The 23982-nt window shown below is 48.8% G+C and carries 27 protein-coding genes; all 27 read right to left on the reverse strand.

What is annotated here, in order from left to right; all coding sequences use genetic code 11:
• Positions 1-15 precede the first annotated feature (15 nt).
• Positions 16-327, reverse strand: a complete 312-nt coding sequence (gene nuoK / locus HPY27_RS13230; RefSeq protein WP_007722089.1) for an NADH-quinone oxidoreductase subunit NuoK — start codon at positions 325-327, stop codon at positions 16-18.
• A complete protein-coding gene (locus HPY27_RS13235; RefSeq protein WP_017252344.1) occupies positions 324-833 on the reverse strand; it encodes an NADH-quinone oxidoreductase subunit J in 510 nt (169 codons plus the stop codon). The genes nuoK and HPY27_RS13235 overlap by 4 nt, the downstream gene beginning before the upstream one ends.
• A 1-nt stretch (position 834) precedes the next feature.
• Positions 835-1248, reverse strand: coding sequence for an NADH-quinone oxidoreductase subunit NuoI (gene nuoI / locus HPY27_RS13240; RefSeq protein ID WP_007722093.1), 414 nt, complete (start codon positions 1246-1248; stop codon positions 835-837).
• Positions 1249-1383: 135 nt separating this feature from the next.
• A complete protein-coding gene (nuoH, locus tag HPY27_RS13245) occupies positions 1384-2394 on the reverse strand; it encodes an NADH-quinone oxidoreductase subunit NuoH (RefSeq protein ID WP_017252345.1) in 1011 nt (336 codons plus the stop codon).
• Entirely contained in the window at positions 2391-3539 is a 1149-nt protein-coding gene (locus HPY27_RS13250) for an NADH-quinone oxidoreductase subunit D (RefSeq protein WP_017252346.1), read from the reverse strand. Before HPY27_RS13250 ends, nuoH begins: the two co-directional genes overlap by 4 nt.
• A 3-nt stretch (positions 3540-3542) precedes the next feature.
• Entirely contained in the window at positions 3543-4787 is a 1245-nt protein-coding gene (locus HPY27_RS13255; protein ID WP_483296512.1) for an NADH-quinone oxidoreductase subunit C, read from the reverse strand.
• 188 nt (positions 4788-4975) lie between these two features.
• A complete protein-coding gene (locus HPY27_RS13260; protein ID WP_007725455.1) occupies positions 4976-5494 on the reverse strand; it encodes a NuoB/complex I 20 kDa subunit family protein in 519 nt (172 codons plus the stop codon).
• The gene (locus HPY27_RS13265; RefSeq protein WP_007725457.1) at positions 5485-5856 is read right to left on the reverse strand and encodes an NADH-quinone oxidoreductase subunit A; all 372 of its coding nucleotides are present in this window, start codon (positions 5854-5856) and stop codon (positions 5485-5487) included. Before HPY27_RS13265 ends, HPY27_RS13260 begins: the two co-directional genes overlap by 10 nt.
• Positions 5857-6159: 303 nt before the next feature.
• Complete coding sequence (locus tag HPY27_RS13270) at positions 6160-6900, reverse strand: DUF6042 family protein (RefSeq protein WP_174225210.1); 741 nt, start codon at positions 6898-6900, stop codon at positions 6160-6162.
• Positions 6901-7121: 221 nt separating this feature from the next.
• Positions 7122-7520 carry a F0F1 ATP synthase subunit epsilon gene (locus HPY27_RS13275; RefSeq protein WP_017252349.1) on the reverse strand — a complete coding sequence of 133 codons (399 nt, stop codon included), beginning with the start codon at positions 7518-7520 and terminating at the stop codon, positions 7122-7124.
• A 27-nt stretch (positions 7521-7547) separates the two neighbouring features.
• Positions 7548-8957, reverse strand: a complete 1410-nt coding sequence (gene atpD, locus HPY27_RS13280) for a F0F1 ATP synthase subunit beta (protein ID WP_007725462.1) — start codon at positions 8955-8957, stop codon at positions 7548-7550.
• Positions 8958-9005: 48 nt separating this feature from the next.
• Positions 9006-9869 carry an ATP synthase F1 subunit gamma gene (gene atpG / locus HPY27_RS13285; RefSeq protein ID WP_069850991.1) on the reverse strand — a complete coding sequence of 288 codons (864 nt, stop codon included), beginning with the start codon at positions 9867-9869 and terminating at the stop codon, positions 9006-9008.
• A gap of 74 nt (positions 9870-9943) precedes the next feature.
• Positions 9944-11455: a F0F1 ATP synthase subunit alpha gene (gene atpA, locus HPY27_RS13290; protein WP_017252351.1), complete on the reverse strand. Its 1512-nt coding sequence runs from the start codon at positions 11453-11455 to the stop codon at positions 9944-9946.
• A 43-nt stretch (positions 11456-11498) separates the two neighbouring features.
• On the reverse strand, positions 11499-12026 hold the full coding sequence (locus tag HPY27_RS13295; RefSeq protein WP_017252352.1) for a F0F1 ATP synthase subunit delta: 528 nt from the start codon (positions 12024-12026) through the stop codon (positions 11499-11501).
• A complete protein-coding gene (atpF, locus tag HPY27_RS13300; RefSeq protein WP_017252353.1) occupies positions 12023-12526 on the reverse strand; it encodes a F0F1 ATP synthase subunit B in 504 nt (167 codons plus the stop codon). The genes HPY27_RS13295 and atpF overlap by 4 nt, the downstream gene beginning before the upstream one ends.
• Before the next feature lie 174 nt (positions 12527-12700).
• Positions 12701-12931 (reverse strand): F0F1 ATP synthase subunit C, encoded by a 231-nt coding sequence (atpE, locus tag HPY27_RS13305; protein WP_017252354.1) that lies wholly within the window; start codon positions 12929-12931, stop codon positions 12701-12703.
• A gap of 43 nt (positions 12932-12974) precedes the next feature.
• Positions 12975-13769: a F0F1 ATP synthase subunit A gene (gene atpB, locus HPY27_RS13310; protein WP_017252355.1), complete on the reverse strand. Its 795-nt coding sequence runs from the start codon at positions 13767-13769 to the stop codon at positions 12975-12977.
• Positions 13770-13882: 113 nt separating this feature from the next.
• Positions 13883-14251 (reverse strand): ATP synthase subunit I, encoded by a 369-nt coding sequence (locus HPY27_RS13315; RefSeq protein ID WP_017252356.1) that lies wholly within the window; start codon positions 14249-14251, stop codon positions 13883-13885.
• Positions 14252-14264: 13 nt separating this feature from the next.
• Positions 14265-14438: an AtpZ/AtpI family protein gene (locus HPY27_RS13320; protein ID WP_017252357.1), complete on the reverse strand. Its 174-nt coding sequence runs from the start codon at positions 14436-14438 to the stop codon at positions 14265-14267.
• A 165-nt stretch (positions 14439-14603) separates the two neighbouring features.
• Complete coding sequence (locus HPY27_RS13325; protein WP_017252358.1) at positions 14604-15794, reverse strand: acetyl-CoA C-acetyltransferase; 1191 nt, start codon at positions 15792-15794, stop codon at positions 14604-14606.
• A gap of 147 nt (positions 15795-15941) precedes the next feature.
• Positions 15942-17930, reverse strand: coding sequence for an AraC family transcriptional regulator (locus tag HPY27_RS13330; protein ID WP_174225211.1), 1989 nt, complete (start codon positions 17928-17930; stop codon positions 15942-15944).
• 99 nt (positions 17931-18029) lie between these two features.
• On the reverse strand, positions 18030-18848 hold the full coding sequence (gene bioC / locus HPY27_RS13335) for a malonyl-ACP O-methyltransferase BioC (RefSeq protein ID WP_017252360.1): 819 nt from the start codon (positions 18846-18848) through the stop codon (positions 18030-18032).
• Complete coding sequence (locus HPY27_RS13340) at positions 18817-19554, reverse strand: alpha/beta fold hydrolase (RefSeq protein ID WP_174225212.1); 738 nt, start codon at positions 19552-19554, stop codon at positions 18817-18819. The genes bioC and HPY27_RS13340 overlap by 32 nt, the downstream gene beginning before the upstream one ends.
• Complete coding sequence (gene bioF, locus HPY27_RS13345) at positions 19551-20750, reverse strand: 8-amino-7-oxononanoate synthase (RefSeq protein ID WP_174225213.1); 1200 nt, start codon at positions 20748-20750, stop codon at positions 19551-19553. The genes HPY27_RS13340 and bioF overlap by 4 nt, the downstream gene beginning before the upstream one ends.
• 15 nt (positions 20751-20765) lie before the next feature.
• Positions 20766-21761: a biotin synthase BioB gene (bioB, locus tag HPY27_RS13350; RefSeq protein WP_174225214.1), complete on the reverse strand. Its 996-nt coding sequence runs from the start codon at positions 21759-21761 to the stop codon at positions 20766-20768.
• Positions 21762-21781: 20 nt separating this feature from the next.
• Positions 21782-22501 (reverse strand): dethiobiotin synthase, encoded by a 720-nt coding sequence (gene bioD / locus HPY27_RS13355; RefSeq protein WP_174225215.1) that lies wholly within the window; start codon positions 22499-22501, stop codon positions 21782-21784.
• Positions 22502-22506: 5 nt separating this feature from the next.
• On the reverse strand, positions 22507-23889 hold the full coding sequence (bioA, locus tag HPY27_RS13360) for an adenosylmethionine--8-amino-7-oxononanoate transaminase (protein ID WP_174225216.1): 1383 nt from the start codon (positions 23887-23889) through the stop codon (positions 22507-22509).
• Positions 23890-23982 lie beyond the last annotated feature (93 nt).

A 23982-nucleotide genomic window follows, 5' to 3' on the forward strand; every position in this document is an offset into this window, starting at 1 on the left:
TTTCAGGTTTCCCTCTTATCGTTTCATTTGGTCCATTTCATCAACATTCACGGTCTCCTTGTTGCGATACAGCGCAATCAGAATCGCTAGCCCTACGGCAACCTCGGCAGCTGCAACCGTCATCGTGAACAAGGTAAAGATTTGTCCCGTCACGGATGGATACAGTCCGAATTTGGAAAAGGCGACCAGGTTAATATTTACAGCATTCAGCATCAGCTCAATTGATAACAAGACGACGACTGCATTTCGCTTCGTCAATGCACCGTACAAACCTACACAAAAGAGAATCAGAGCGACCATTAAGTAGGAGGAAATGCTTACTGTCATTCGTTATCCCCCTCCTTTTTCGCCATGACGATCGCACCGACCAATGCGACCAACAATAGAACAGACAACAGCTCAAATGGTATGACGAATTTGGTGAATACTTCGATACCGATTTCTTTTGCATTGTTTACTGGAGCCTCTGCAGGTGGCGGTGGCGCAGGCCACGGTGTATTTTGCACACCCCAGAATAATAGTCCGAACAGAACGATTACAAAGAGCAGGATAAAACGGTTTTTCCATGTCCGACCTGTTCCCTCATCGTTCGCATCGTGCTTGGTCAGCATGATTCCAAAGAGCATCAAAATGGAGATTGCCCCTGAATAAACTAGAATTTGTGCGACCCCGACGAACTCCGCTCCCAGCAAAACAAACAGACCTGCAATGCTGATAAACGTAACGCCCAATGAGATGACCATGTGGACGACGCGCGTAAAGCTGATCATAAACACCGCGCCACCGATCGTCAGAAGGGACAGGATAAAAAAGGCTACGAATTCACCTGTCATACTAATTCTCCTCCCTGACGTTCGTATTGTTGTCGTCCAGCCATTTCAAGTTCTTGTACAATTCGTCCCGGCTATAGGCAGCCAGTTCGAAGTTGTTTGTCATCACAATCGCTTCAGTGGGACAAACCTCTGTACACAGATCGCATAAAATGCACAGCTCAAAATTGATATCATACGTATCGATAATCTTTCCTTTTTTCTCCGGATCAGGATGGGGCTTCCCTGTCAGTTGAATACACTCCGTCGGACAAATGCGTGCGCATTGGTTACAGACGATGCATTTTTCAGGAGAAAAGTGCTGAATACCGCGAAAGCGAGGCGGCATTGGAAAGGGCACATCCGGATAGAAGTGGGTTACTTTTTTCTCCGTGAGCTTTTTAAATGTATACCCCAGGCCTTTGGCCAGTCCTAGCATGTGTGTCACCCCTCAGGATTTGAGAACTTGGCTGCACCACGTTTTTGACGAAAGCTAGCTTTTGGCGAAGCAAGCCTATGGCGAAGCCTGCGCTATGAAAACAGTGGAACGTAGTTGTTTTCGATCAAGTCGCTACTAGAACATGCCATTTTGGTAAGAAACCACTACAGCTGTGAGCAGGATGTTGAACAATGCCACGGGCAACAGCACTTTCCAGGCAAACGACATCAGTTGATCGACACGTAAGCGCGGCATCGTGGCGCGAATCCAAAACTGGAGGAAGACGTAAATTGAAAATTTAAGGATAAACCAAACGATTCCCGGAATGAAGTCCAGCGATGGATGAATCGGCAACCATCCACCAAAAAAGAGAATCGTGATCAAGGCACCCATCCCGAACATGTACACATACTCCGCCAGCATGAACATCGCAAAACGGAAACCGGAGTACTCGACGTGGTAACCGCCAACGAGCTCCGACTCTGCTTCTGGCAAGTCAAACGGCGTACGATTCAGCTCAGCCTGAGCAGCAATGATAAAAACAGCAAATCCGATAAACTGCGGAACAATATTCCAGACATCCCGCTGCGCCTCGACAATATCCTTGAGATTCATGCTGCCCGTCAATAGGACGATACCCACCACGGACATGACCAGCGGTACTTCATAGCTGATCATCTGCGCAGCGGAGCGGAGACCCCCGATCAGCGAGTACTTGTTATTCGAGGCCCAGCCAGCCGTGATCACGCCTAATACGGTGATCCCAGACAAGGCGATATAGTACAAGAGCCCTATTCCCAAATCAGCGAACTGAATGCTGTCCGAAAAAGGCATGACCGCCAACACGGCGAAAGCAGGGGCATAGGCCAATATTGGTGCTAGAGTGAACAACGCTTTGTCAGCGTGCTGCGGACGAATATCTTCCTTTAATAGCAGCTTGGCAACATCCGCAACCGTCTGGAGAAGTCCCAATGGTCCTACTCGATTCGGCCCGATGCGCAGCTGCATCCACCCAATCACTTTACGCTCAAAGTAAATGGCGTACGTAACGAATCCCAGCACGACTGCAAGCAGTAAAACTGCCGCTACGATAAACCAAAGCGTAGTCCCCCATGAGGGTGCTTGCTGCAAGAGAGTATTCATCAACAGTCAACCTCCCCGAGCACGATGTCGATACTGCCCAGGATGGCAACCATGTTCGAGAGGTTTTCCCCCTGCAACAGCTTAGGCAGAATTTGCAGATTGGTAAACGAAGGTCGTCTGAACTTCAATCTCCACGGCTTATCCTTGCCTTGACTGGCAATGTAACAGCCAATCTCCCCCCGCGGTGACTCGATGCGCACATAGGTCTCCCCAGCAGGCGGACGAATCACACGTGGTACTTTGCCCATGACTTCGCCTTCACTCGGAAATTGCTCCAATGCCTGCTCAAGAATTCGCAAGGATTGTTCAATTTCAGCCATGCGCAGATGATAGCGCGCCATGCAATCTCCCTCAGTCGCTGTCGGCACATCAAATTCAAAACGATCGTAAATGCAATACGGTTCGTCCTTGCGCAGGTCCCATTTGACACCTGTCGAGCGGAGCATGACACCTGATAGCGAGTAATCCAATGCCGTTTTTGTATCGAACTTTCCTATCCCTATGAGGCGGTTGATAAAAATCTCATTCCCTGTCACCAGTTGGTGGTAGTTATTCAATTCTTTCTTCATGTACTGGACAAATTCTTTGGCTTTGTCGATCCAGCCTGGAGGTGCATCCCATTTCACTCCGCCTACGCGCATGTAGTTAAAGGTCATCCGCGCCCCGCATAGCTCATTAAACAAATCCAGGATCGTCTCTCGATCACGGAATGCATAAAGGAAGGGCCCCATCGCACCAATGTCCAAAAGAAACGTTCCCCACCAAACCAAATGGCTAGCCACCCGGTTCAGTTCCATCGCGATCAATCGCAAAAACTGAGCGCGCTCTGGAATCTCCAACCCCATCATCGTTTCTACTGCGTGGCAGAGAACGTAGTTGTTGGTCATGGCGGACACGTAGTCCATACGGTCTGTATAAGGAATAATTTGTGTATAGGTCAAGTTTTCTGCCAGCTTCTCTGTACCTCGATGCAAGTAGCCCATCACCGGAATCGCTTCTTTAATGGTTTCCCCATCGATTTTTACTACCAAGCGAAATACTCCGTGTGTACTCGGATGCTGTGGACCTACGTTTAATAACATCTCTTCCGTACGAAGTCCTGTTTCAGAAGAGGTATCAACATGAGTCGTGAGGATGTTATGGTTCATCTGCTAAACCTCCTCGTCGTATTGCACATAATCTTTGCGCAGCGGATACCCAACCCAATCATCCGGCAACAGGATTCGACGTAAATCCTTATGTCCCGGGAAATGAATACCCAAAAGGTCAAAAGTCTCTCTTTCATTCCAATTTGCGCCATGCCAGAGGTCCATTACAGAAGGAACTTTTGACTCTTCTCTGCTCGTTTTGACCTTTACTGCCAAGCTTTGGCGATTTTTGTAGGAATAAAAGTGGTAGTATACCTCCAGGCGATCCTCATAATCGACACCGTGAAGATCGGACAGGTACTCAAAGCTCAATTGCTCGTCATCTCTTAAATATTGGGCAACTTGATGCCAACGTTCGTTTTGAATGGTGAGAGTTGGAACTTCCTTTCCCAGCTCGTTAATATACGAAGCCTCGATGACTTCCTGTCCAAATGCTTCGGAAATTCTCGAAACGTATTTATCAAGATAGGGCTGGTTTTTGGAAGGTGCTTTCGGCGCTTCCTCTGCCGGGGCCTCATCACCAGTCGCTTGCGCTGTTTTTGCCTTCGCTGCTGCGGCGGCTGCTGCTTTGGCTTTTGCGGCAGCGGCTGCCTTTGCCTTGGCGTCGTCATCACCGGATTCATCGCCGCCTGCTTCACGTGCGGCTTTTGCCTTTGCAGCGGCCGCTGCGGCAGCCTTGGCTTTTGCGGCTGCTGCTGCCTTCGCCTTGGCATCCGCCTCTGGAGCTGAATCAGCTGTATCGGCTCCATTTTCCGCGGCTTCCTTTGCTTCCTTCGCTGCTTTTGCCTTGGCTAGCGCTTCTGCGGCAGCTGCTTTCTTGGCTGCGGCTTTTTCTTCAGGCGTCATTTCAGACACTGGCTTTGCTGGTGGCGAAGCAGCTTCTGCCTGTTCCTTCGCTGCTTTTGCCTTGGCTAGTGCTTCTGCGGCAGCTGCCTTCTTAGCTGCGGCTTTTTCTTCAGGCGTCATTTCAGACACTGGCTTTGCTGGTGGCGAAGCTGCTTCTGCCTGTTCCTTCGCTGCTTTTGCCTTGGCTAGTGCTTCTGCGGCAGCTGCCTTCTTGGCTGCGGCTTTTTCTTCAGGCGTCATTTCAGACACTGGCTTTGCTGGTGTAACAACTGCTTCTGATTGTTGCTCGGCAACTGGAGTTTCCGCTTCCGCAGCTTCTTTTGCTTCCTTCGCCGCTTTTGCCTTGGCAATCGCTTCTGCCGCTGCTGCTTTCTTGGCTGCGGCCTTTTCTTCAGGCGTCATTTCAGACACAGCTTTTGCATCCGGAGCAGAGACTTCCTCTTGTGGCTCTTGAGATGGCTCCACTTGGCTCGCCTCTTGGGAAGCCTGGGCTTCCTGTTCTCTTAATTTTCGCAAAGCTTCTGCCTTGGCACGGGCTTCAGCCGCTGCCGCTGCCTTTTCCTCCGGCGTCGGCTTGCGTTTCTCATCGCTCATAGATTGGTCACCTGCTTCCCAGTCTTCGCTTCGTAACGGATTTTTTCTTGAAGCTTATTAATTCCGTAGATCAAAGCGGCAGGGTTAGGCGGACAACCTGGAATATATACGTCGACAGGCACAATCTGGTCTACACCTTTTACCACGCTGTACGAGCGCACATACGGACCTCCCGCTGTCGCACAGGAGCCCATGGCAATCACCCACTTTGGTTCAGGCATTTGATCATACAGCCTGCGCAGCAGTGGGGCCATCTTTTTCGTGACGGTTCCGGCTACGATCATGACATCAGATTGTCTTGGGGATGCTCGAAAAATAACGCCAAACCGGTCGAGGTCATAACGAGCCCCACCCGTTCCCATCATTTCGATCGCGCAACAGGCCAAGCCAAAGGTTAATGGCCACAACGAGTTGCTGCGAACCCATCCCTTCACCGTTTCCAATGTCGTGAACATGACGTTGCGATTCAATTCCTCTTGCAATTCAGGCGCAATGCTCGTCAGATCTAGTTCCATTCCAGCACCTTCTTTCTCCACGCGTAAATCAATCCTACGATGAGCAAGGATATAAAGATGACCATCTCGACTAAGGCAAAGAGCCCCAGTTCTTTGTAAGCGACGGCCCACGGATACAGAAAGAGTGTTTCTACATCAAAGATGACAAACATGAGGGCAAAGATGTAATACTTCACGTTGAAACGCACCCAACTGTCACCAACAGGAATGTTACCGCTTTCATAAGTAGTTTGCTTCTCCCGTGTCGGTTTCTTTGGACGAAGTAATGGACCAACAAAACTGACTGTAGCCACGGGCAACAGCACACCAAGAATCAAAAAGATCGCGACAATCACATAATTGTTGGTATAGATGTCACTCACCCACGTTCCCTCCGCTCTTGAGAAAGGTATGAATCGTCTTGCGCTGTCCTCCAGAAGAAGTCGTGACTCCCTCAAAAGGGTACTGCTCGCAGCATCAAAGGTGTAGGTATGAACGCTGTCGCTAAATGATACTGCTAGAAAAAAATACCTTTATCATTATAGCAAATTGCCAATAGGGTGTCTAACGAAAGCCTTCCTTTTGTGCCATATAAAGGGAAAAAACTCGGAGATTTCTCCCCGAGTTTTTCCAGCATAGTATGATGACCAAACGAATATGTCCGTCTGATCCTCTTATTCTCTTAATTATTGAACGTTGTTTGAAAATTGCTGTCCGAGGAAGTCCTCGTAAATGCGCTCCCATACAATCGCAAAGTTCATCTTATCGTCTTCTGGGATCTCCAGCATATTTTCAATCGCTTCTTCCATATATGGAGTCAGCTTGATCAGAACCTCTGCCAGCATCTGATCATTGGTGTTCAGCAATTGCTTCATTTCTGCTTTGGACATGCTGAACGTATTTTCTTCTTGTTCGTGCAGCTTCATCACGAGGCGGCTAAACATCGGATGTACCAATGCTTCCAGTTTAACATGAGCCAATGCAAGAGATTCTGCTTCGCTCAGCTTGAACAACTCAGATGCGTCTGGGAATGGATAAACCGGTACATCCCAAGCATCTCCATTATCGATTACCAGACCCCACTTCACGAAAAGCTCAATCGCTTCGTCAAGAGATGTCGGATATGCATAATCGGAACGGCTAACGAACGCTTTGAATCTGTTCAAGAGGTTTACATAGCCTTTAAAATCCTCTTCAGACTTAAAGCCTTCTTTAACAGGCTCGGTGAATGTGCCTTTCAATGCTTCGAACTCGTCCAGAGCTTTTTTCATTTCTTCTTTTGACTCATGCTTCGTTACTACATAGCACATTGCCTGGAAGAGAACTTTCATTTCATGAGATAGCACGCTTGTCCAGCCATTAGCCGCAAAGCTGCTAGGAATCACTACGCCATCTTGATTGTGGCGGATATCGCGAACGGTTTGCATCAATTACACTCTCCTTTAATCCCAATAGCCAATGCCGCTTTTTCCCGCTGTTTTTCATGCTAACGTAGCTCGTCGGCAGGGCATTAGGTCTATTATACACAGAAACATTAGGCAATTACCAACTGGAAATATCATGCCCGATTACCATGGCTCATCATTCATCACCTGATAACCGAAAAATCCCCGCAGCCACATGGGCGCGGGGATATCAAGCTTACGCTTTACTTCGCTACGTCGAGACGTGCCATCGCACGTTGCAGCGCGCGTTCTGCACGCTTGACGTCGAGCTCGGCATATTTCTCAGCCAAACGCTTTTCAGCACGCTCTTTCGCTGCCTTCGCGCGTTCAACATCGATGTCTCCCGGCAATTCAGCCGTTTCAGCAAGGATGGTTACTTTATCGCCGCGCACTTCCATGAAGCCGCCGCTTACAGCCATCTTTACTTCTTTATCGCCTTCTGTCTTAATCCGAACTGGCGCTGTTTTCAGCGGGGTTACCAACGGCACGTGGTTCGGCATAATACCGATTTCCCCTTGCAAGCCGCGAGCAATCACCATTTCAGCCTGACCGCTGTAGACAACTCGTTCAGGAGTTACGACTTCAACTGTCATCTTACTCACTTACTCGTCTCCCCTTTCCAGGGTGTCTTACGCCATTTTCTTCGCTTTTTCTACCGCTTCTTCAATTGTACCTACGTACAGGAACGCGCCCTCTGGCAGGTGGTCATGCTTACCTTCGAGGATTTCCTTGAAGCTGCGAACGGTTTCTTTCAATGGCACGTATTGGCCTGGGTTACCAGTGAACTGCTCGGCAACGTGGAAGGACTGGGACAAGAAACGTTGAATGCGGCGAGCGCGTCCAACTACTTGCTTGTCGTCGTCGCTCAACTCGTCCATACCGAGAATCGCGATGATATCTTGCAGTTCTTTGTAACGTTGCAGGATTTTTTGAACGCTACGAGCCACATCATAGTGTTCTTGTCCTACTACATCAGGAGCCAGAGCACGGGAAGTGGATGCGAGTGGATCTACCGCAGGGAAGATACCCAACTCAGCGATGGAACGCTCCAAGTTCGTTGTAGCGTCCAAGTGAGCAAACGTAGTAGCAGGAGCCGGGTCAGTGTAGTCATCCGCTGGTACGTAGATCGCTTGAATGGACGTTACGGAACCTTTTTTCGTGGAAGTAATACGCTCTTGCAGCTGACCCATTTCGGTAGCCAGTGTTGGCTGGTAACCTACCGCAGATGGCATACGGCCCAAGAGAGCAGAAACTTCGGAACCCGCTTGAGTAAAGCGGAAGATGTTATCAACAAAGAGAAGAACGTCGCGGCCTTCTTCATCACGGAAGTATTCCGCCATAGTCAGACCAGTCAACGCTACACGAAGACGTGCACCAGGCGGTTCGTTCATCTGACCGAATACCATCGCGGTTTTCGGCAGAACGCCTGCGTCTTTCATCTCGTGGTACAGGTCGTTACCTTCACGGGTACGCTCACCTACACCAGCGAATACGGAAATACCACCGTGCTCTTGCGCGATGTTGTTGATCAGCTCTTGAATAGTAACGGTTTTACCTACACCCGCACCACCAAACAGACCGATCTTACCACCCTTGATGTACGGAGCCAAGAGGTCAATAACTTTGATACCTGTTTCCAGGATCTCAACAGTCGTTGCTTGGTCTACGAACTCAGGAGCTTTACGGTGAATTGGGTCACGACGATCTACTTGACCGAGTTCTTGCAGGTCGATCGGCTCACCCAATACGTTGAATACGCGTCCGAGGGTAATTGCACCCACTGGAACGGAGATAGCTGCACCAGTATCAACTGCTTCCATACCACGAACCAAACCGTCAGTGGAAGACATTGCAACGGTACGAACCAAGTTATCGCCCAAATGAGTAGCAACCTCAACAGTCAAGTTGATGTCGCGCTCACCAGCGCTTTGTGCTTTATGTTGAATCTTGATCGCATTGTAAATGGCAGGCAGGTGTCCGCGGTCGAACTCGACGTCAACAACCGGACCCATTACCTGAACCACGCGTCCATTCGCCATCTTACTTCTTCCCTCCTGTAAAGCTAAATTGGGAGCTATTCGCTGCCACTAAGCCTGTGCGTTTGCACCTGCAACGATCTCGGAAATCTCTTGTGTAATGGCTGCCTGACGAGCACGGTTGTAGCTCAACGTTAAACGGTTGATCATATCCGTAGCATTGTCTGTCGCACTGCCCATTGCAGTCATACGGGAACCTTCTTCAGAAGCTTTTGCTTCGAGGAGTGCACTGTAAACCAGTGTTTCCGCATATTTCGGCAACAGATCAGCCAATACTTCTTCCGAGGACGGCTCATACTCGTAATTCAATTCGCGCGCATTGTTGCTCTCGGGAGCTTCCAATGGCAGCAATTGTTTTACGGTAGGTATTTGCGAAATTGCACTTTGGAACTTGTTGTAGCACAGGTACAGTTCGTCAATCTGCTCGTTCTCGAACATTTGGACTGCTGCACCGGCAATTTTCTTGATATCAGCAAAGGCTGGGCTGGCTGGCAGACCTGTCACTTCCTCCAAAAGAGGGTAGTTCCGTTTGCTGAAGAAGTCACGACCTTTGCGGCCAATCACAAAAATACCATACTCATCCTTGGACTTGTGCTTCTCGTTAATGGTATTTACCACTCTACGGAGAATGTTGGCATTGTAACCCCCAGCAAGTCCACGGTCGGAAGTGATGACAATATAACCAGTCTTTTTCACCGGACGATTTTGCAACATTGGATGTTTGGAACCAGAGTTCCCACTCGCGATGCTTGCGATCACTTCTTGGATCTTGTCAGCATACGGGCGTGCCGCCTCAGCTTTATCCTGGTTACGGCGAAGCTTTGCAGCCGCCACCATTTTCATCGCTTTCGTGATTTGGCGCATATCCTTTTTACTTTTGATACTGCGTCGAATCTCACGTATTCCTTTAGCCACTCGTTTTCACCACCTTGAGGACGCATGCACGGGCAAATGGCCCGGCATGCATCTGATGTCTATCAGGTTAACGATTAGCGAGTTACCGAAAAGCCTTTTTTGAACTCTTCGATCGCTGCGTTGAATTCTTTTTCATCTGGAAGGTCTTTCGTTGTGCGGATGTGCTCCAACAGTTGCGGTTTGTTGGAATCCAAGAAAGACAACATCTCTTTCTCAAAGCGGCGCACATCTGCTACTGGAATGTCATCCAGGAAACCTCTTGTAGCGCTATAGATAGAAGCAACTTGCTTCTCAACAGACATTGGATCGAACTGACCTTGTTTCATGATTTCCATCAAGCGCTCACCACGGGTCAGACGAGCTTGGGTCGCTTTGTCCAGATCGGAACCGAACTGAGCAAACGCAGCCAACTCACGGTATTGAGCCAACTCAAGCTTGAGTGGACCTGCTACCTTTTTCATCGCCTTGATTTGCGCGGAACCACCTACACGGGATACAGAAAGACCAGTGTTAACCGCTGGACGTTGACCTGCGTTGAACAAGTCTGTCTCGAGGAAGATCTGACCGTCCGTGATGGAGATCACGTTGGTTGGAATGTATGCGGAAATGTCACCCGCTTGGGTTTCGATGAATGGCAGAGCCGTAATGGAACCAGCGCCCAGATCATCAGACAGTTTCGCAGCGCGCTCCAGCAAGCGGGAGTGCAAGTAGAATACGTCACCAGGATATGCTTCACGGCCTGGAGGACGGCGGAGCAAGAGGGACATTTCGCGGTATGCAGCAGCCTGTTTGGACAGGTCATCGTATACGCACAGAACGTGTCCGCCTTTGTACATGAAGTACTCAGCCATTGTTACACCAGTATAAGGAGACAGGTACAACATTGGAGCTGGGTCAGACGCAGTAGCAGAAACGATGATGGTGTAATCTAGAGCACCTGCTTTACGCAGTGTTTCTACGATGTTTGCAACGGTGGATTGCTTTTGACCGATTGCAACGTAGATACAAATCATGTCTTTACCTTTTTGGTTGATGATCGTGTCGAGCGCCACTGCTGTTTTACCAGTTTGGCGGTCACCAATGATCAACTCACGCTGTCCACGACCAACTGGGATCATCGCGTCAATCGCTTTGATACCTGTTTGGAGTGGCTCGTGTACGGATTTACGCGCCATAACGCCAGGAGCTGGGCTCTCGATTGGGCGGAAACCGTCATTTGCGATAGGGCCTTGACCATCGATAGGTTGACCCAGTGGGTTTACAACGCGGCCGAGCAGCGCTTCCCCTACTGGAACTTCCATAACGCGGCCGGTACGTTTTACAGTATCGCCTTCCTTAATGTCGCGGAAAGGTCCCATAATAACGACACCCACGTTATCTTCTTCCAAGTTGAGTACCATACCCATTACGCCATTTTGGAACTCGAGGAGCTCACCTTGCATGGCCTTTTCCAAACCGTGAACACGAGCAATACCGTCACCTACTTGGATGACTGTGCCTACATCCACAACTTCGATTTCAGATGTAAAGTTAGCGATCCGCTCTTTAATGAGGGAGCTAATCTCTTCTGGTCTGATTGCACTCACTTAATTCACCCCATTCATCCAACTTCTTAAAAGCCATCGAACTTTACGCCTTTTGCGCAAAGGTTTCCAACTTCGTTTTCAGGCTGCCATCGTACAGACGGTCGCCAATCTTGATAATAATGCCGCCGAGAATCGCTGGATCTACAACTGCTGTCATACGCAGCTTTTTGTTCAGCGTTTGACCGAACTTCTCAGCCAGCTCATTTTGCTCTTCAGTAGAAAGCGGCTTAGCACTAGTCACAATCGCATCTGCGAATCCACGAGCTTCGTTCGCCAATTGTACAAAAGAACGGTAGATATCAACCAGATCAACTTCACGTCCGTTTTCAATCAGGACGTTTAGAAAATTAAAGGTTTCTTCCCCAACATGGCTTTTGAACAATTCGTCAGCGAGCTGGCTTTTTGCATCTGCTGCGATGTGCGGGTGCAACATGATCTTTTTCAGATCTTCATTGCTTTCTACCGCTTCTACGATTGCACCCAGGTCTGCTTCTACCTGATCAATCTTGCTACGCTCACTCGCTACTTCAAAGAGAGCGCGAGCATAACGTTTCCCTACTGCGCTACTCATAGGCGATCTCCCACTTGTGCGAGAAATTTGTCAACAGTAGACTTTTGAGCTGCTTCGTCCAGTTCTTTCTCAATGATCTTGGAAGCCAAGAGCACGGAAAGACCAGTCATTTGCTCACGCAGTTCGAGTTTTGCTTTTTCTACTTCACGAGCCAGTTCAGCACTAGCATCTGCTTTCATGCGCTCAGAAGCTGCTTGTGCTTCAGCAACGATTTTGCTTGCTTCATCAGAGGCTTGCTTCGCAGCACGGTCGATGATCGCTTTAGATTCAGCGCGAGCTTCATCCAAAAGACGGCGTTGTTCAGCCAAAAGCTTTTCGGATTCCTTGTGGTTGCGTTCCGCAGTAGCAAGCTCGTTCTCAACATGAGCACGGCGCTTTTCCAATACGCCCGCAATCGGTCCTGTTGCATATTTGGAAACAACGATCAACAGCAAAACGAAAATAATCACCTGGAGTAATAATGTGCCCCATTCCAGGGATACGGCTCCAAACTCAACCATTTTTAGTTCACTCCTTCCTGACAAACGAAAGATTCTGCAATAAGTTCTTTACGTACTTACCAGAATTATTACTAGAAGACTTCCATGCCAAGCTTTGGCCGAAGCCTGATTTTTCCCTACTAAAAGATAGGCGAAGGTGACCCTCCGCCTATTTAATACTGTTCAACTGTTCGCTTAGCCCAGACGACCCATCAAGATGAAGCCTACAGCTACAGCGATAATTGGAATCGCCTCTACGAGACCCATACCGAGGAACATGATACCCATCAGGTTACCACGAGCTTCAGGTTGACGAGCAACACCTTCAATTGTTTTAGAGATTACGTTACTTGCACCAAAAGCACCACCAAGTGCTGCCAAACCGAAAATAAGACCCATAGCAATAGCTACACCCATAACTTCCATGTTAAAAATACCTCCCTAAATTGTTGTTAACCAAAACTAGATTTTAGTGTTCATCATTCACAAGTTGTGAAATGTAAACCATAGAAAGAGTCAAGAAAATGAACGCCTGAATTGCACCTACGAAGACGGAGTAGCCGAGCCAAATAAATAATGGTGCTGCGGCCAAAACACCCCCACTCAACAGGAAGGCAATCATAATCTCTTTTGCAAAGAGGTTACCGAACAAACGCAAAGGAAGCGTCAACGGTTTAATGATAAACTCCTCAAGAATGTGAATCGGGTTGAGGAATACGTGCTTAAACCAACCACCTGGACTTTTCTTGATACCAAGGTAGTGGGAGTAAAGCAAGACTACCAATGCCAAACCAAATGTTACGCTTGGTGTAGCAGTCGGCGACTTCCACCAGATAACGTGAGCCCCTTTGTCAGCTAGCTCGTGCTCAACCGTTTCGCGCTTTTTCGCTTCGGCTTCTGGCGTAGGAGCAATCGTCAGCATCTTCATAACACTTTCGCTGATTTCACCTTTGTGCACTGTGGTGACGTTGGCGATAACACCTAGCTGGTTCCCAATGAAGATGTAGAGAAACAACGTAATACCAAGCGTCATCATCATCATGACTTTCTTGTGATCCATGTATCCTGCAGTAACATTCTTGACAAAGTCAAAAATCCACTCAACTGCATTTTGCTTAGCACCAGGTACTCCGGTTTCCAGCTTTCGCGTCATTACAAACAGGAAGATAAACACAAGCAGTGCGGTAAGAACCATCATGAGAATCGTAGCGATGTCAAATACCATGCCGCCTAAACTAAACCGTAACGTATAATGATGACCCATCTTTTCACCCCTTTCCATCGATAGATAGAGGTTGTCCGAAACTCTGTCTACACATTGCTATCGAACGCTCTCTGTTAAAATCACTTCATTAAAAGGAAATGCTGGTAACAAATCTATTTTGAATTGCGGAATACGAGTAGATAGCTGATCCCTTGGATCAAAAACAACCCAAGTAGAACTCCTGATAATGTGAACATATGAGGGAAAAGAAAGGTAGTATAGGCAGCTAGCCCGGCAATCATGAACCGAAGCATCGTGCCCGTTCCTTTTGGTCTGATATTAGGGTCATCTGCCATTTGTCCAACAACCCAGACCTTGCTTGCGAGAACGCTGGTATTAATGATTCCTGTCACTGTTCCAAGCACTAAACTCTGCAAAAAAACCTTGTGTTCAGGCAATACAATCATCAGTATCACAAACAATGCCATACACCATAAAGAATAGCGAAAAGTCTTTCGCATCGCTAAAGCAAACGCTTCCATCGTTCGTCACCCCCTACAAATACGGGCGAATGAGTCGATAGACAGTGTATACACCAATAGCAATCCCTGTAATCAAGCCGATAAGCAAGAACCAAGGATCAGTCGCTAGTAGGCGATCCGCGTATCTGCCGATCATAAAACCGGCAACCACACAAATGGCAAAGTCAAGACCAAGTACGCTGACCAAACCAAGTGCTCGCCATGGATTGTCAAGTTTCGCCAGTTTATCCTTCTCCTTTCACATAAGGAGAGGGCACACAATTTCCAAATGCCCTCATCCATATTAACGAAGATTTATTCCCTTTGTCAACGCAAGCGTTTCGGTGTACACAAAGCGTTCACAATTTAAAAATTAAATTTTCTCGACAATTGTGGAGACGCCCTGTCCCCCACCAATGCAAAGAGTCGCTAAGCCATATTTTGCCCCTTCGCGCTTTTGCAATTCATGGACGAGCGTGACCAAAATTCTCGCGCCACTCGCACCGATTGGATGTCCCAAAGCGATGGCTCCACCGTTGACATTTAGCTTCTCACGATCAAAGTCCAGTGCTTTGCCAACAGACAGTGATTGGACGGCAAAAGCTTCGTTTGCTTCGATCAAATCGATGTCAGCAATCGACAGTCCCGCTTTTTCCAGTACGCGTTTGGTCGCAGGAACCGGACCGTACCCCATGATGCTCGGATCAACACCTGCACTCGCATTGGCTACGATACGAGCAAGTGGCTTCACTCCCAGCTCTTCTGCTTTCTCGCGCGTCATAATCAAGAGAGCTGCTGCTCCATCGTTGATGCCGGATGCATTCCCTGCTGTCACGGTTCCATCCTTTTTAAATGCAGGCTTCAGCTTGCCTAGAGCTTCGGCTGTCACGCCAGCACGCGGGAATTCGTCCACGGCAAACAACACTGGGTCACCCTTTCGCTGCGGGATCGGAACCGGCACAATCTCTTCTTGAAAACGACCACTAACGAGCGCTTGCTGAGCCTTTTCTTGGCTCCACGCTGAAAACTCATCCTGCTCTTCGCGTCCGATTTCGTATTTGGTGCAAAGATTCTCCGCCGTAATGCCCATGTGATAGTCGTTGAAAGCACACCACAGCCCATCGCGAATCATGGAGTCTACTACTTTCTGATCTCCCATGCGGTAGCCTGAGCGCGCTCCTTCCATTAAGTATGGTGCCTGGCTCATATTTTCCATCCCACCAGCCAAGACAACTTCTGCCTCACCAGCAAGGATTGACTGAACGGCCAAATGAACGGCTTTTAGACCTGAACCACAAACCTTGTTGATTGTCAGGGAGGGAACTTCATGAGCAAGGCCCGCGTGAATAGAAGCCTGGCGCGCCGGGTTTTGACCCAAGCCTGCTGACAGTACATTCCCCATTATCACTTCATCGACTGCATCCTTGGAAACACCTGCACGATCTAGCGCTGCTTCCAGTACAATCCCGCCCAGCTTTGTCGCGCTGACACCTGCAAGCGTTCCTTGAAAGCTACCTATAGCAGTGCGCACAGCACTCGCAATGACGATTTCTCTTTGACTCATCTTCCACACACCCCTCGAATACACAGGATAGGCAACCTTCTTAAGATTCCATCTTTTCATGATAATTCCTGCCAGGAAATCGCTTTCTTTTCCAATTCATGAAAAACCGTCACAGCTCTTAGAGAAGAGTGTGACGGTCTGAATGATTTATAGAAGTGCTTCTGCCATTTCATCGACGATATTGTTGATGGCAATCGGGCCGTAATAGGCGATCCACACGGTTGTGTTTACCTCGTACACCTTATTTTCCTTAGCTGCTTTTAGCCCTTTCCAAATGGAGCTGTTTTTGTATTCGTCCGTTAATGCTTGATTCGCTTTGTCCGTTACGACAAATAGGTGATCGGCATTTACCTCTGGCAACACCTCCAGAGAAATCATCGTAGCTGTATCTGATTTATCCATCGCTGGCTTGGGAGGAGTCAGTCCCAAATCGGAATACAAGATAGCAGCCGTACGGTGTTCAACTGTGTGCAGTCGAATGGCATTGTCACGAGGACGAATAAGTGCGACGGACTCACCCTTGAGCTTGGTTGCGAATTCTGCTTTCAATTTGTTCGTTTTCTCTTGGTAGTCTTTTACGATTTGCTCAGCTTGTTGTTCTTTTTCGAGAATTTTTCCAAAGGTAATCAGCGTCTCTCTCCAGTCTTCATTACGGTCAAACATGATGGTTGGAGCGATTTTTTTCAAATTATCATAGATTTTATCTTGAAACTCCGTGCATATGATCAAGTCAGGCTCCATAGCAACTACCGCTTCTGAATTGGGCTCGTCTTTTGTTCCGAGTACGTGAACATCTTTTAGCTTGTCCATGAGATACTCTGGAAACTTCGAACCGTCCCCCGTTGTAATGACACTACCTGCAGGCAGCTCGCCCAAGGCAATCATCTGATCTGCGTATTGCGTATCCAGCACAGCGATTCTGACTGGTTTAAAATCAAGCGTCAGCTCGCCTTTCATGTGCTTGATTGTACGCGTATCGCTTTTCTTCACTTCTTGATTCGCGCTAGATTGCGTGGTATTCGACTGTGTCGCCACCTGATTCGAAGCGCCTGCTGCTGCGTTCCCCGAATTGCTAGTATTCGTACCGCCGCCTGAGCAGGCTCCCAGCAGCAAGGTAAGGCTCAGCATCAGGTTCAGCGCCAGCATCGCTTTTGTACTCTTATACATCGGTACGGCTCCTCCATCTCTTGATCGCAGGTGATTTTGATTTTCATTTTCAATGTGATCATTATATTTCCACAGCTTTTGACCAGCAATGGAATATCGCGACAAGAGTAATGGACTTTGGCGACGAATTTCCGATGTCAACGGATTTTCCTTATACAGAGAAGGGGAGAAGCCTGTATATTTTTTAAAGATACGACTGAAATAATAGCTGTCTGTATAACCTACTGATTCCGCTACCTCTTTTAGTCCCAAATTCGTTTGACGCAGTAGTTCCTGCGCTTTTTGAATGCGCACCTGGATCAGATAGTCGATAGGGCCGACCGCTAGCTGGGCTTTAAAGGTGCGTTGCAAAGATCGGGAGCTGCAGTTTAAGAGCGCAGAAAGATCATCGAGTGTGAACGTCTCTGCGTAATGCTCCTCGATATACCTGACGGCCTGAACGACCAAATTCGGTACCGTTACCCCTATTCCTTGCAACTGCATTTGTGCCATTAGCTCACATACGAGTTGATAAAGCAGGGCCTTGGCTCGCAGCTTGTCCAGGTTGCCGTTCTGATTCCATACTTGCTGCATACGTGATATCGCGACAAATACATTTGCCTGATGTATGGGGGTTAATCCGTATTGGATGTGAAAAGGTTGTGCTTTCTTCAGTAAACGTAACAACTCCTGCCGACAAGGCAATGGTAAATGAGCTTTGTACAAAATCAGATAGTATTCCAGCTCATCCTTTATTTCCTCGATGTCCACGTAAGTACCTTTGCCAGCATGGACCATATAGCAATTCTTGATAGCATGTACATTCCCGTCAAGACGAATCAGACCACTGCCTCTCACCGAAAATAGAAAGGCACTAGCCGGCAATTGATAGGATCGCAGCTGCTCTCCGGCTCGCATGACGATATGCCGTACATCATGTAATCGTACACTTGCCTGATTCCATAGAAAAATATGATCATCCACGTTCATTGTCCCACACTCAACTCCTTGATAGCCCTCCCATCGTTCTTCTTTTCATTCTATTTGATAACCATTCTCATTTCTATAGCAAAAATCATAGAGAGCACACTACCTCGATGAAACCGCGCGAACGTAAATCACTTCGTAGGTGACAGGGATGCCCGTTTCTCTTTTATACGTCTGCTCATAGTAACAAATCATTTCTGCAAGGAGTTTTCTGCGTCCCAGACCGCTCCCTTGCTCCATACTTGCACTAGCGCCCACCGCTTTCACGGCATGCAAGAAATCCCGTACACCTGGGTAAGTTAGCCGCTCATATTTCCTCATCACCTCTATATCCGTAAACCCTGCTTGCTCCAATAGCTCGTGCCAATCACGTGCAGAGTGAAACTCCAAGCCATGGCGCACTCCCTTTTCCCCCAAAATCGCATGAGCATTCGCAAACGAATCATGCAGCTCCCAAAACGTATCGGGTCCAAATGTTGAAAAAACCAAAGGTGCTCCGGGCTTCAGGATTCTTCCCAATCCTTTTAGCGTATGCGCTGGCTTGGCAAACCACTGAAAGCACGCTCCTGAAACTATCAAATCCTTTGACTTCGCCTGTTGTTCCCAAACCCATTCTTCCGCATCGGCTTGAGAAAATGAACAAGTCAGGCCATGCTGTTCCAGATTGTTCTTCGCCTGCTCCAACATGCCCGATGCAATCTCTACCACTTCGTAATGGGCAGCAGAAAAATGGCTGCGAATGACGCGGGTTAATCCCCCTGTCCCACAGCCAATCTCTAGAATGTTTCGTACCTCGTTCTCGTTCGTTATTTCTGTAACTATTTGACTCAAATGATCGGCCATCTTCTTTTGTACGAGTGCGTATTTTTCGTATGAGACAGCCTTCTCACTAAATCGGCTGCTGATTGCTCTCTTCTGCAAGCTGCTCCACCATCCTCTTTAGCGAATCTCCTACAACCTCCGGAACAAATACATGCGGAGCATGACCACAGTCAGGAATTTGCACGAAATGGGCACCTGCAAGGCTACTCGCCAGTTCTTCTCCGGCTGCGAGCGAACAGATAGCATCCTCCCTACCATGAATAACGAGAGTGGGAGTAGTCAGCGAAGACAGGAACGGGCGGCAATCCTCTCCTTCTAAATAGGTCAAGCCCGCGATCAACGCTGCCGTACTCCACTTCTGGCTGTCCACCCCCACGTGCAAGCCTATTTGCTTACGCTCTCCTGGTGTTAGCATCTGTTCAACAAATGCGTCCATCACCCGCTCCCGTGCTATGGAAAGCTGTCTTTTCATCCTTTGCAAAACAACAGGAAGCCATCCTTTGCGAAGGTCATGCTGTTCACAGGTAAAGCGTGCTGTGGTGCCGATCAAAACAAGTCCTGAGACCGGGTACTGAGCAGCAAGACGTATGCCGAGCATCCCTCCCATGGACCACCCCACTACAATCAGCTCCTGGTCCAAAAGAGAACGGGCTTCCTCTTCTACTCTCTCGTAAAATTGCAAGGAATCAGTGACGTCCGAATAAGTAGGCGTGATGTGCTGATAGGAAGGAAATTGGGAGCGAACTGCATCCCAGCTGCAATCTGGCATTCCCCACCCGGTTAGCCACAGCATCACTTTTCTCACGATATCGTCCCTCCTTTATGAAGCTCGTTCCTGATTTCGCTCACTTGCTCGCAAGCCCACTCTAGCTCTTCGCGCGTATGGGCAGCCATCACTGTAAAACGGATACGGGCGGTTCCCTCTGGCACGGTAGGCGGTCGAATCGCCACTGCTGCAATCCCCCGTTGCCGAAGCCTTTTGCTGAATTGCAAAGTCCACTCATTCTCTCCTAACGTGAGCGGGATGATTGGCGTATCTTCTTCGTCTACGGTAAACCCGCGTGAGCGAAGCAACTGGCGAAACACGAGCGCATTCTGCCTCACCGCTTTTCTTCGCCAAGACTCTGTTTGTACCAAAGACAACGCCGCCAGATTCGAGCCGATCACAGCAGGGGGCAGGGCTGTCGAATACACCAGTGAGCGCGCTTTTGTCATCAAGTAACGAATGATAATCTCATCTGCGCATACGTATGCCCCATAAACACCAAATGCCTTGCTAAAGGTTCCCATCAAAACATCGACTTGTCCGGCAATGCCCAGCTCGTGGCACAAGCCCTGCCCTTCTTCACCACGCACTCCCCCTGCATGGGCTTCGTCAACCATCAGCATGGCATCGTAACGATCTCGCAGTTGTACCAATTCAAGTAGGGGAGCTTTATCACCGTCCATAGAGAATATGCTGTCCGTGACAATCCACTTCCGTCTTGCATCCTGGTGCTTTTTTAGCAAAAATTCCAGATGGTCCATATCGTTATGTCTGTACCGAAAATGCTCCGCCCGACTGAGCACGATCCCATCGACGATGCTGGCGTGATTCAACCGATCACTAAAAACAGCGTCGCCTCTTCCGGCTAGCGCTGCAATTACCCCTGTATTTGCCTGATAGCCGTTTGCAAAGACAAGCGCCCCTTCTCTCTCCTTCCACAGCGCCAATTGTTGTTCCAGCACGTTATATAATGCGTAGTTGCCATGGACGAGACGAGAGGCAGTTCCTCCTGCCCCCCACTCCTCTGCTGCCTTCTTGCCAGCTTCCACGATTCGTTGATCATGGGCCAAGCCCAAATAGTTGTTCGATGACAGGTTTAATAACGGTTTCCCTTCGACCTGAATCCACGTGCCTGCGCGATCACTGGCTGACTCCACGGTGTTCCATTCTCTAGTCAGCGATTGTTTGCGCAACGAATCATATTCTTCTTCCAGCCATGTGTAGCGTTTATTCATAACTGACCTACTGTCCTACAGCGCACACAGCTCGATTTCAAACCCGAGGTCTTCAATCATCTGATGGTCTGTCGTGATTTCCTGCCCGGGCGTCGTCAAATAGTCCCCCACGAACAATGAGTTAGCCGCATACAAGGAGAGCGGCTGCAACGTGCGCAAATTCACTTCGCGACCACCCGCAACGCGAATTTCTTTATCTGGGCAAATAAATCGGAACAAGGCGAGAACCCGAAGAGCCTTCATTGCCGGAGTGCGTCCTTTATCCTCCAACGGGGTTCCGGGAATCGCATTTAAAAAATTGATCGGGATGGAATCTGCGTCGAGATTGCGCAGGGCAAATGCCATTTCGACGATCTCTTCATCGCTCTCCCCCATGCCGATGATCACGCCTGCGCAGGGCGACATCCCTGCTCTTTTCACGGTATCGACTGTCTGTACACGCTGATCGTATGTGTGCGTTGTCGTAATCGCTTCGTAATGATTGCGACTCGTGTTGAGATTATGGTTGTAGCGGTGAACACCTGAATCTTTTAGGCGCGTTGCTTGTTCGTCGCTTAATATCCCAAGGCACGCACAAATTTTCAGCGGCATCGTCTCGCGGATTTCTTTGACTGCCTCGATGACCTGGCCCAGCTCTCTTTCTGTGGGACCACGTCCTGAGGCGACAATACAGTATGTACCTGCTTTTCGATTCATGGCTTCTCGCGCACCTGCGAGCAATGTCTCCTTGTCCAGCATCGTGTACTTGGATACGGGAGCATTCGAAACAATCGACTGCGAGCAGTAACCGCAATCCTCCGGACATAGGCCGCTCTTGGCGTTGATGATCATGTTCAGTTTGACCTTTTTTCCGAAAAAGTGCTTTCTGACGCGAAAAGCTTCGTTCATGACCAGTAGCAGCTCATCATCAGACGCTTGCAATACCTTCATTGCCTCGTCCTGTGTAAACTCTTCTTTCTTGATTGCTTTGCTTGCGTAATCCTTCCAATCCAGACAGGTGCTTTTCTCCATTTTCTCGTCTCCTCTTTCTATTATTTAAGGCTCCACTGGCACAACTGGCCGATGTCTACACATTCTTGGATCAGCTGCGTCAAATGCTGGCGCTCTAACGGTTGGTCTATCCATGGAAGCACGCCCCATACGGGAACTCCCCCGTAGCTCTCAATCATGCTCGCGTTTGTTTTGACACTCTCATCGGTGACACCAGCAGAGTTGTTTTGATTCAGGATGACACCTACAACCTCGATCCCGAGTTCCCGTGCATACCAAACGGACAAGAGCGTATGGTTAATCGTGCCGAGCCCAGCCCGCGCCACGATGAGCATAGGTAGATTCAGTCGAGCAGCAAGATCCGCCATCGTTTCGGTTGGAGTCAATGGCACAATCAGACCACCAGCTCCTTCGACAAGGATTGCCGGATAACGTTCCATCAGGGGTCTCCCGCAAGCGATTACTTCCTCCATGGTCAAGGTTTTCCCCTCTGCTTCCGCAGCCAGAGACGGGGTAAGCGGCGCCTCAAAACAGAGCGGAGCTATCTCCTCACACGAGTCAGGCACTCCACTCCACGCTCTCAAGTGCATAGCGTCACTGCCCTCATCATGTGCTCGTGCTCCTGACTGGACTGGCTTCCAAACCCCTATGTCCACTCCTGTCTCACGCAACACGGATGCGATTCCGGCAGTCACAACCGTTTTGCCTACCCCTGTATCTGTTCCTGTGATGAATAATCCGGAAAAGGGTCGATCAGTCACATCAATCACTCCTCCGTTTCACCTGTCGTTACATCCTGAATCGATTCCGTCAAAATCCGAACCATGTCAGCCAATTCTTCCGTTGTAGATACAAGCGGTGGGATAAAAACGATGACGTTGCCCAATGGTCGTGTCAGGAGCCCTTTTTCTCTCGCTATCTGACAGACACGCACCCCGATTCGCTCATTCCAATGATAGGGCTCCTTGGTCTCTTTATCCCGAACCAGCTCGATTCCCGCCATCAAGCCTTTTTGCCGGATATCGCCTACATGGGGCAGGTCGCGAAGTGGCACTAGCAATTGATCCAGATTGATTGCTTTTTGTGCTACCTGTTGAACGACTCCGCGCTCCTCCATCAGCCGCAGGTTGGCGAGAGCAACTGCACAGCCAAGTGGATTTCCCGTGAACGAATGTCCGTGAAAGAAGGTTTTCTGTTCCTCATAGTCGGCGAAAAAGGCATCATAAATTTGCTCGGTTACTAAGGTAGCCGCTACTGGCAAATACCCTCCCGTGAGCCCTTTTGCGACCGCCATAATATCTGGCACGACTCCATCATGCTCACAAGCGAACATTTTGCCCGTGCGTCCAAATCCTGTCGCTACTTCGTCTGCGATCAGCAATACATCATAGGCGCGCAACAGCTCCGCGATTTTTTTCAAGCAACCGTCCGGCATGATAATCATGCCGCTTGCTCCCTGCACGACAGGCTCCACGATCATCGCTGCAATCTCATGTGCTCTTTCCTTCAACAAACTTTCCAGACTGCTCAATGTGGCCTGAACGGCTGCTTCTTCGCCACCCTGTCGGTATGGATAAGGGTATGGAATGACATGTGGAGAAAAGAGCAGTGGTTTGTAGACCTGATGATAGAGCGGAATGGCTCCCACACTGGTAGCTCCAATCGTATCCCCGTGATAGGCATTGTTCATTGTGATAAACGAATACTTGCCAGTCTGCCCGCGATTTTGCCAGTATTGGAACGCCATTTTCAATGAGATTTCGACTGCCGTTGCCCCGTTGTCAGAGTAAAAGACTTTGCTCAGTCCTTTTGGAGCGAGGTTGATCAGCTTTTCCGCTAATAGAATGGATGGGACATTTGCCATGCCGAGCAAAGTAGAGTGAGCAATCTGATCGAGCTGTTCCGTGATCGCCTGATTCAGCTCGGGAACGTTGTGACCGTGGACATTCAACCACACGGAGGAAAAACCGTCGTAGTAAGCCTTGCCGTTCACATCGAACAGCTTGATCCCTTCTCCTCTCGCAATAATCAGTGGCTCCTGTGCGACGTAGTCTTTCATTTGGGTGAAGGGATGCCAAACGTATTGCTTGTTTTTGGCAGAAAGCTCTGCATAATTATTTAACAACCAAACCACAACCTTGGTTAACATATATTTGTTAACCGTTATTTTAAAATGGCTAACCTATTTTAGCAAAGCTTTTTTCTTCGACATGGAAAAAAGAAAAAAGGCCAAGCTCCTCTT

The sequence above is a fragment of the Brevibacillus sp. HB1.1 genome, from assembly GCF_013332445.1.
GTDB classification, from domain to species: domain Bacteria; phylum Bacillota; class Bacilli; order Brevibacillales; family Brevibacillaceae; genus Brevibacillus; species Brevibacillus porteri.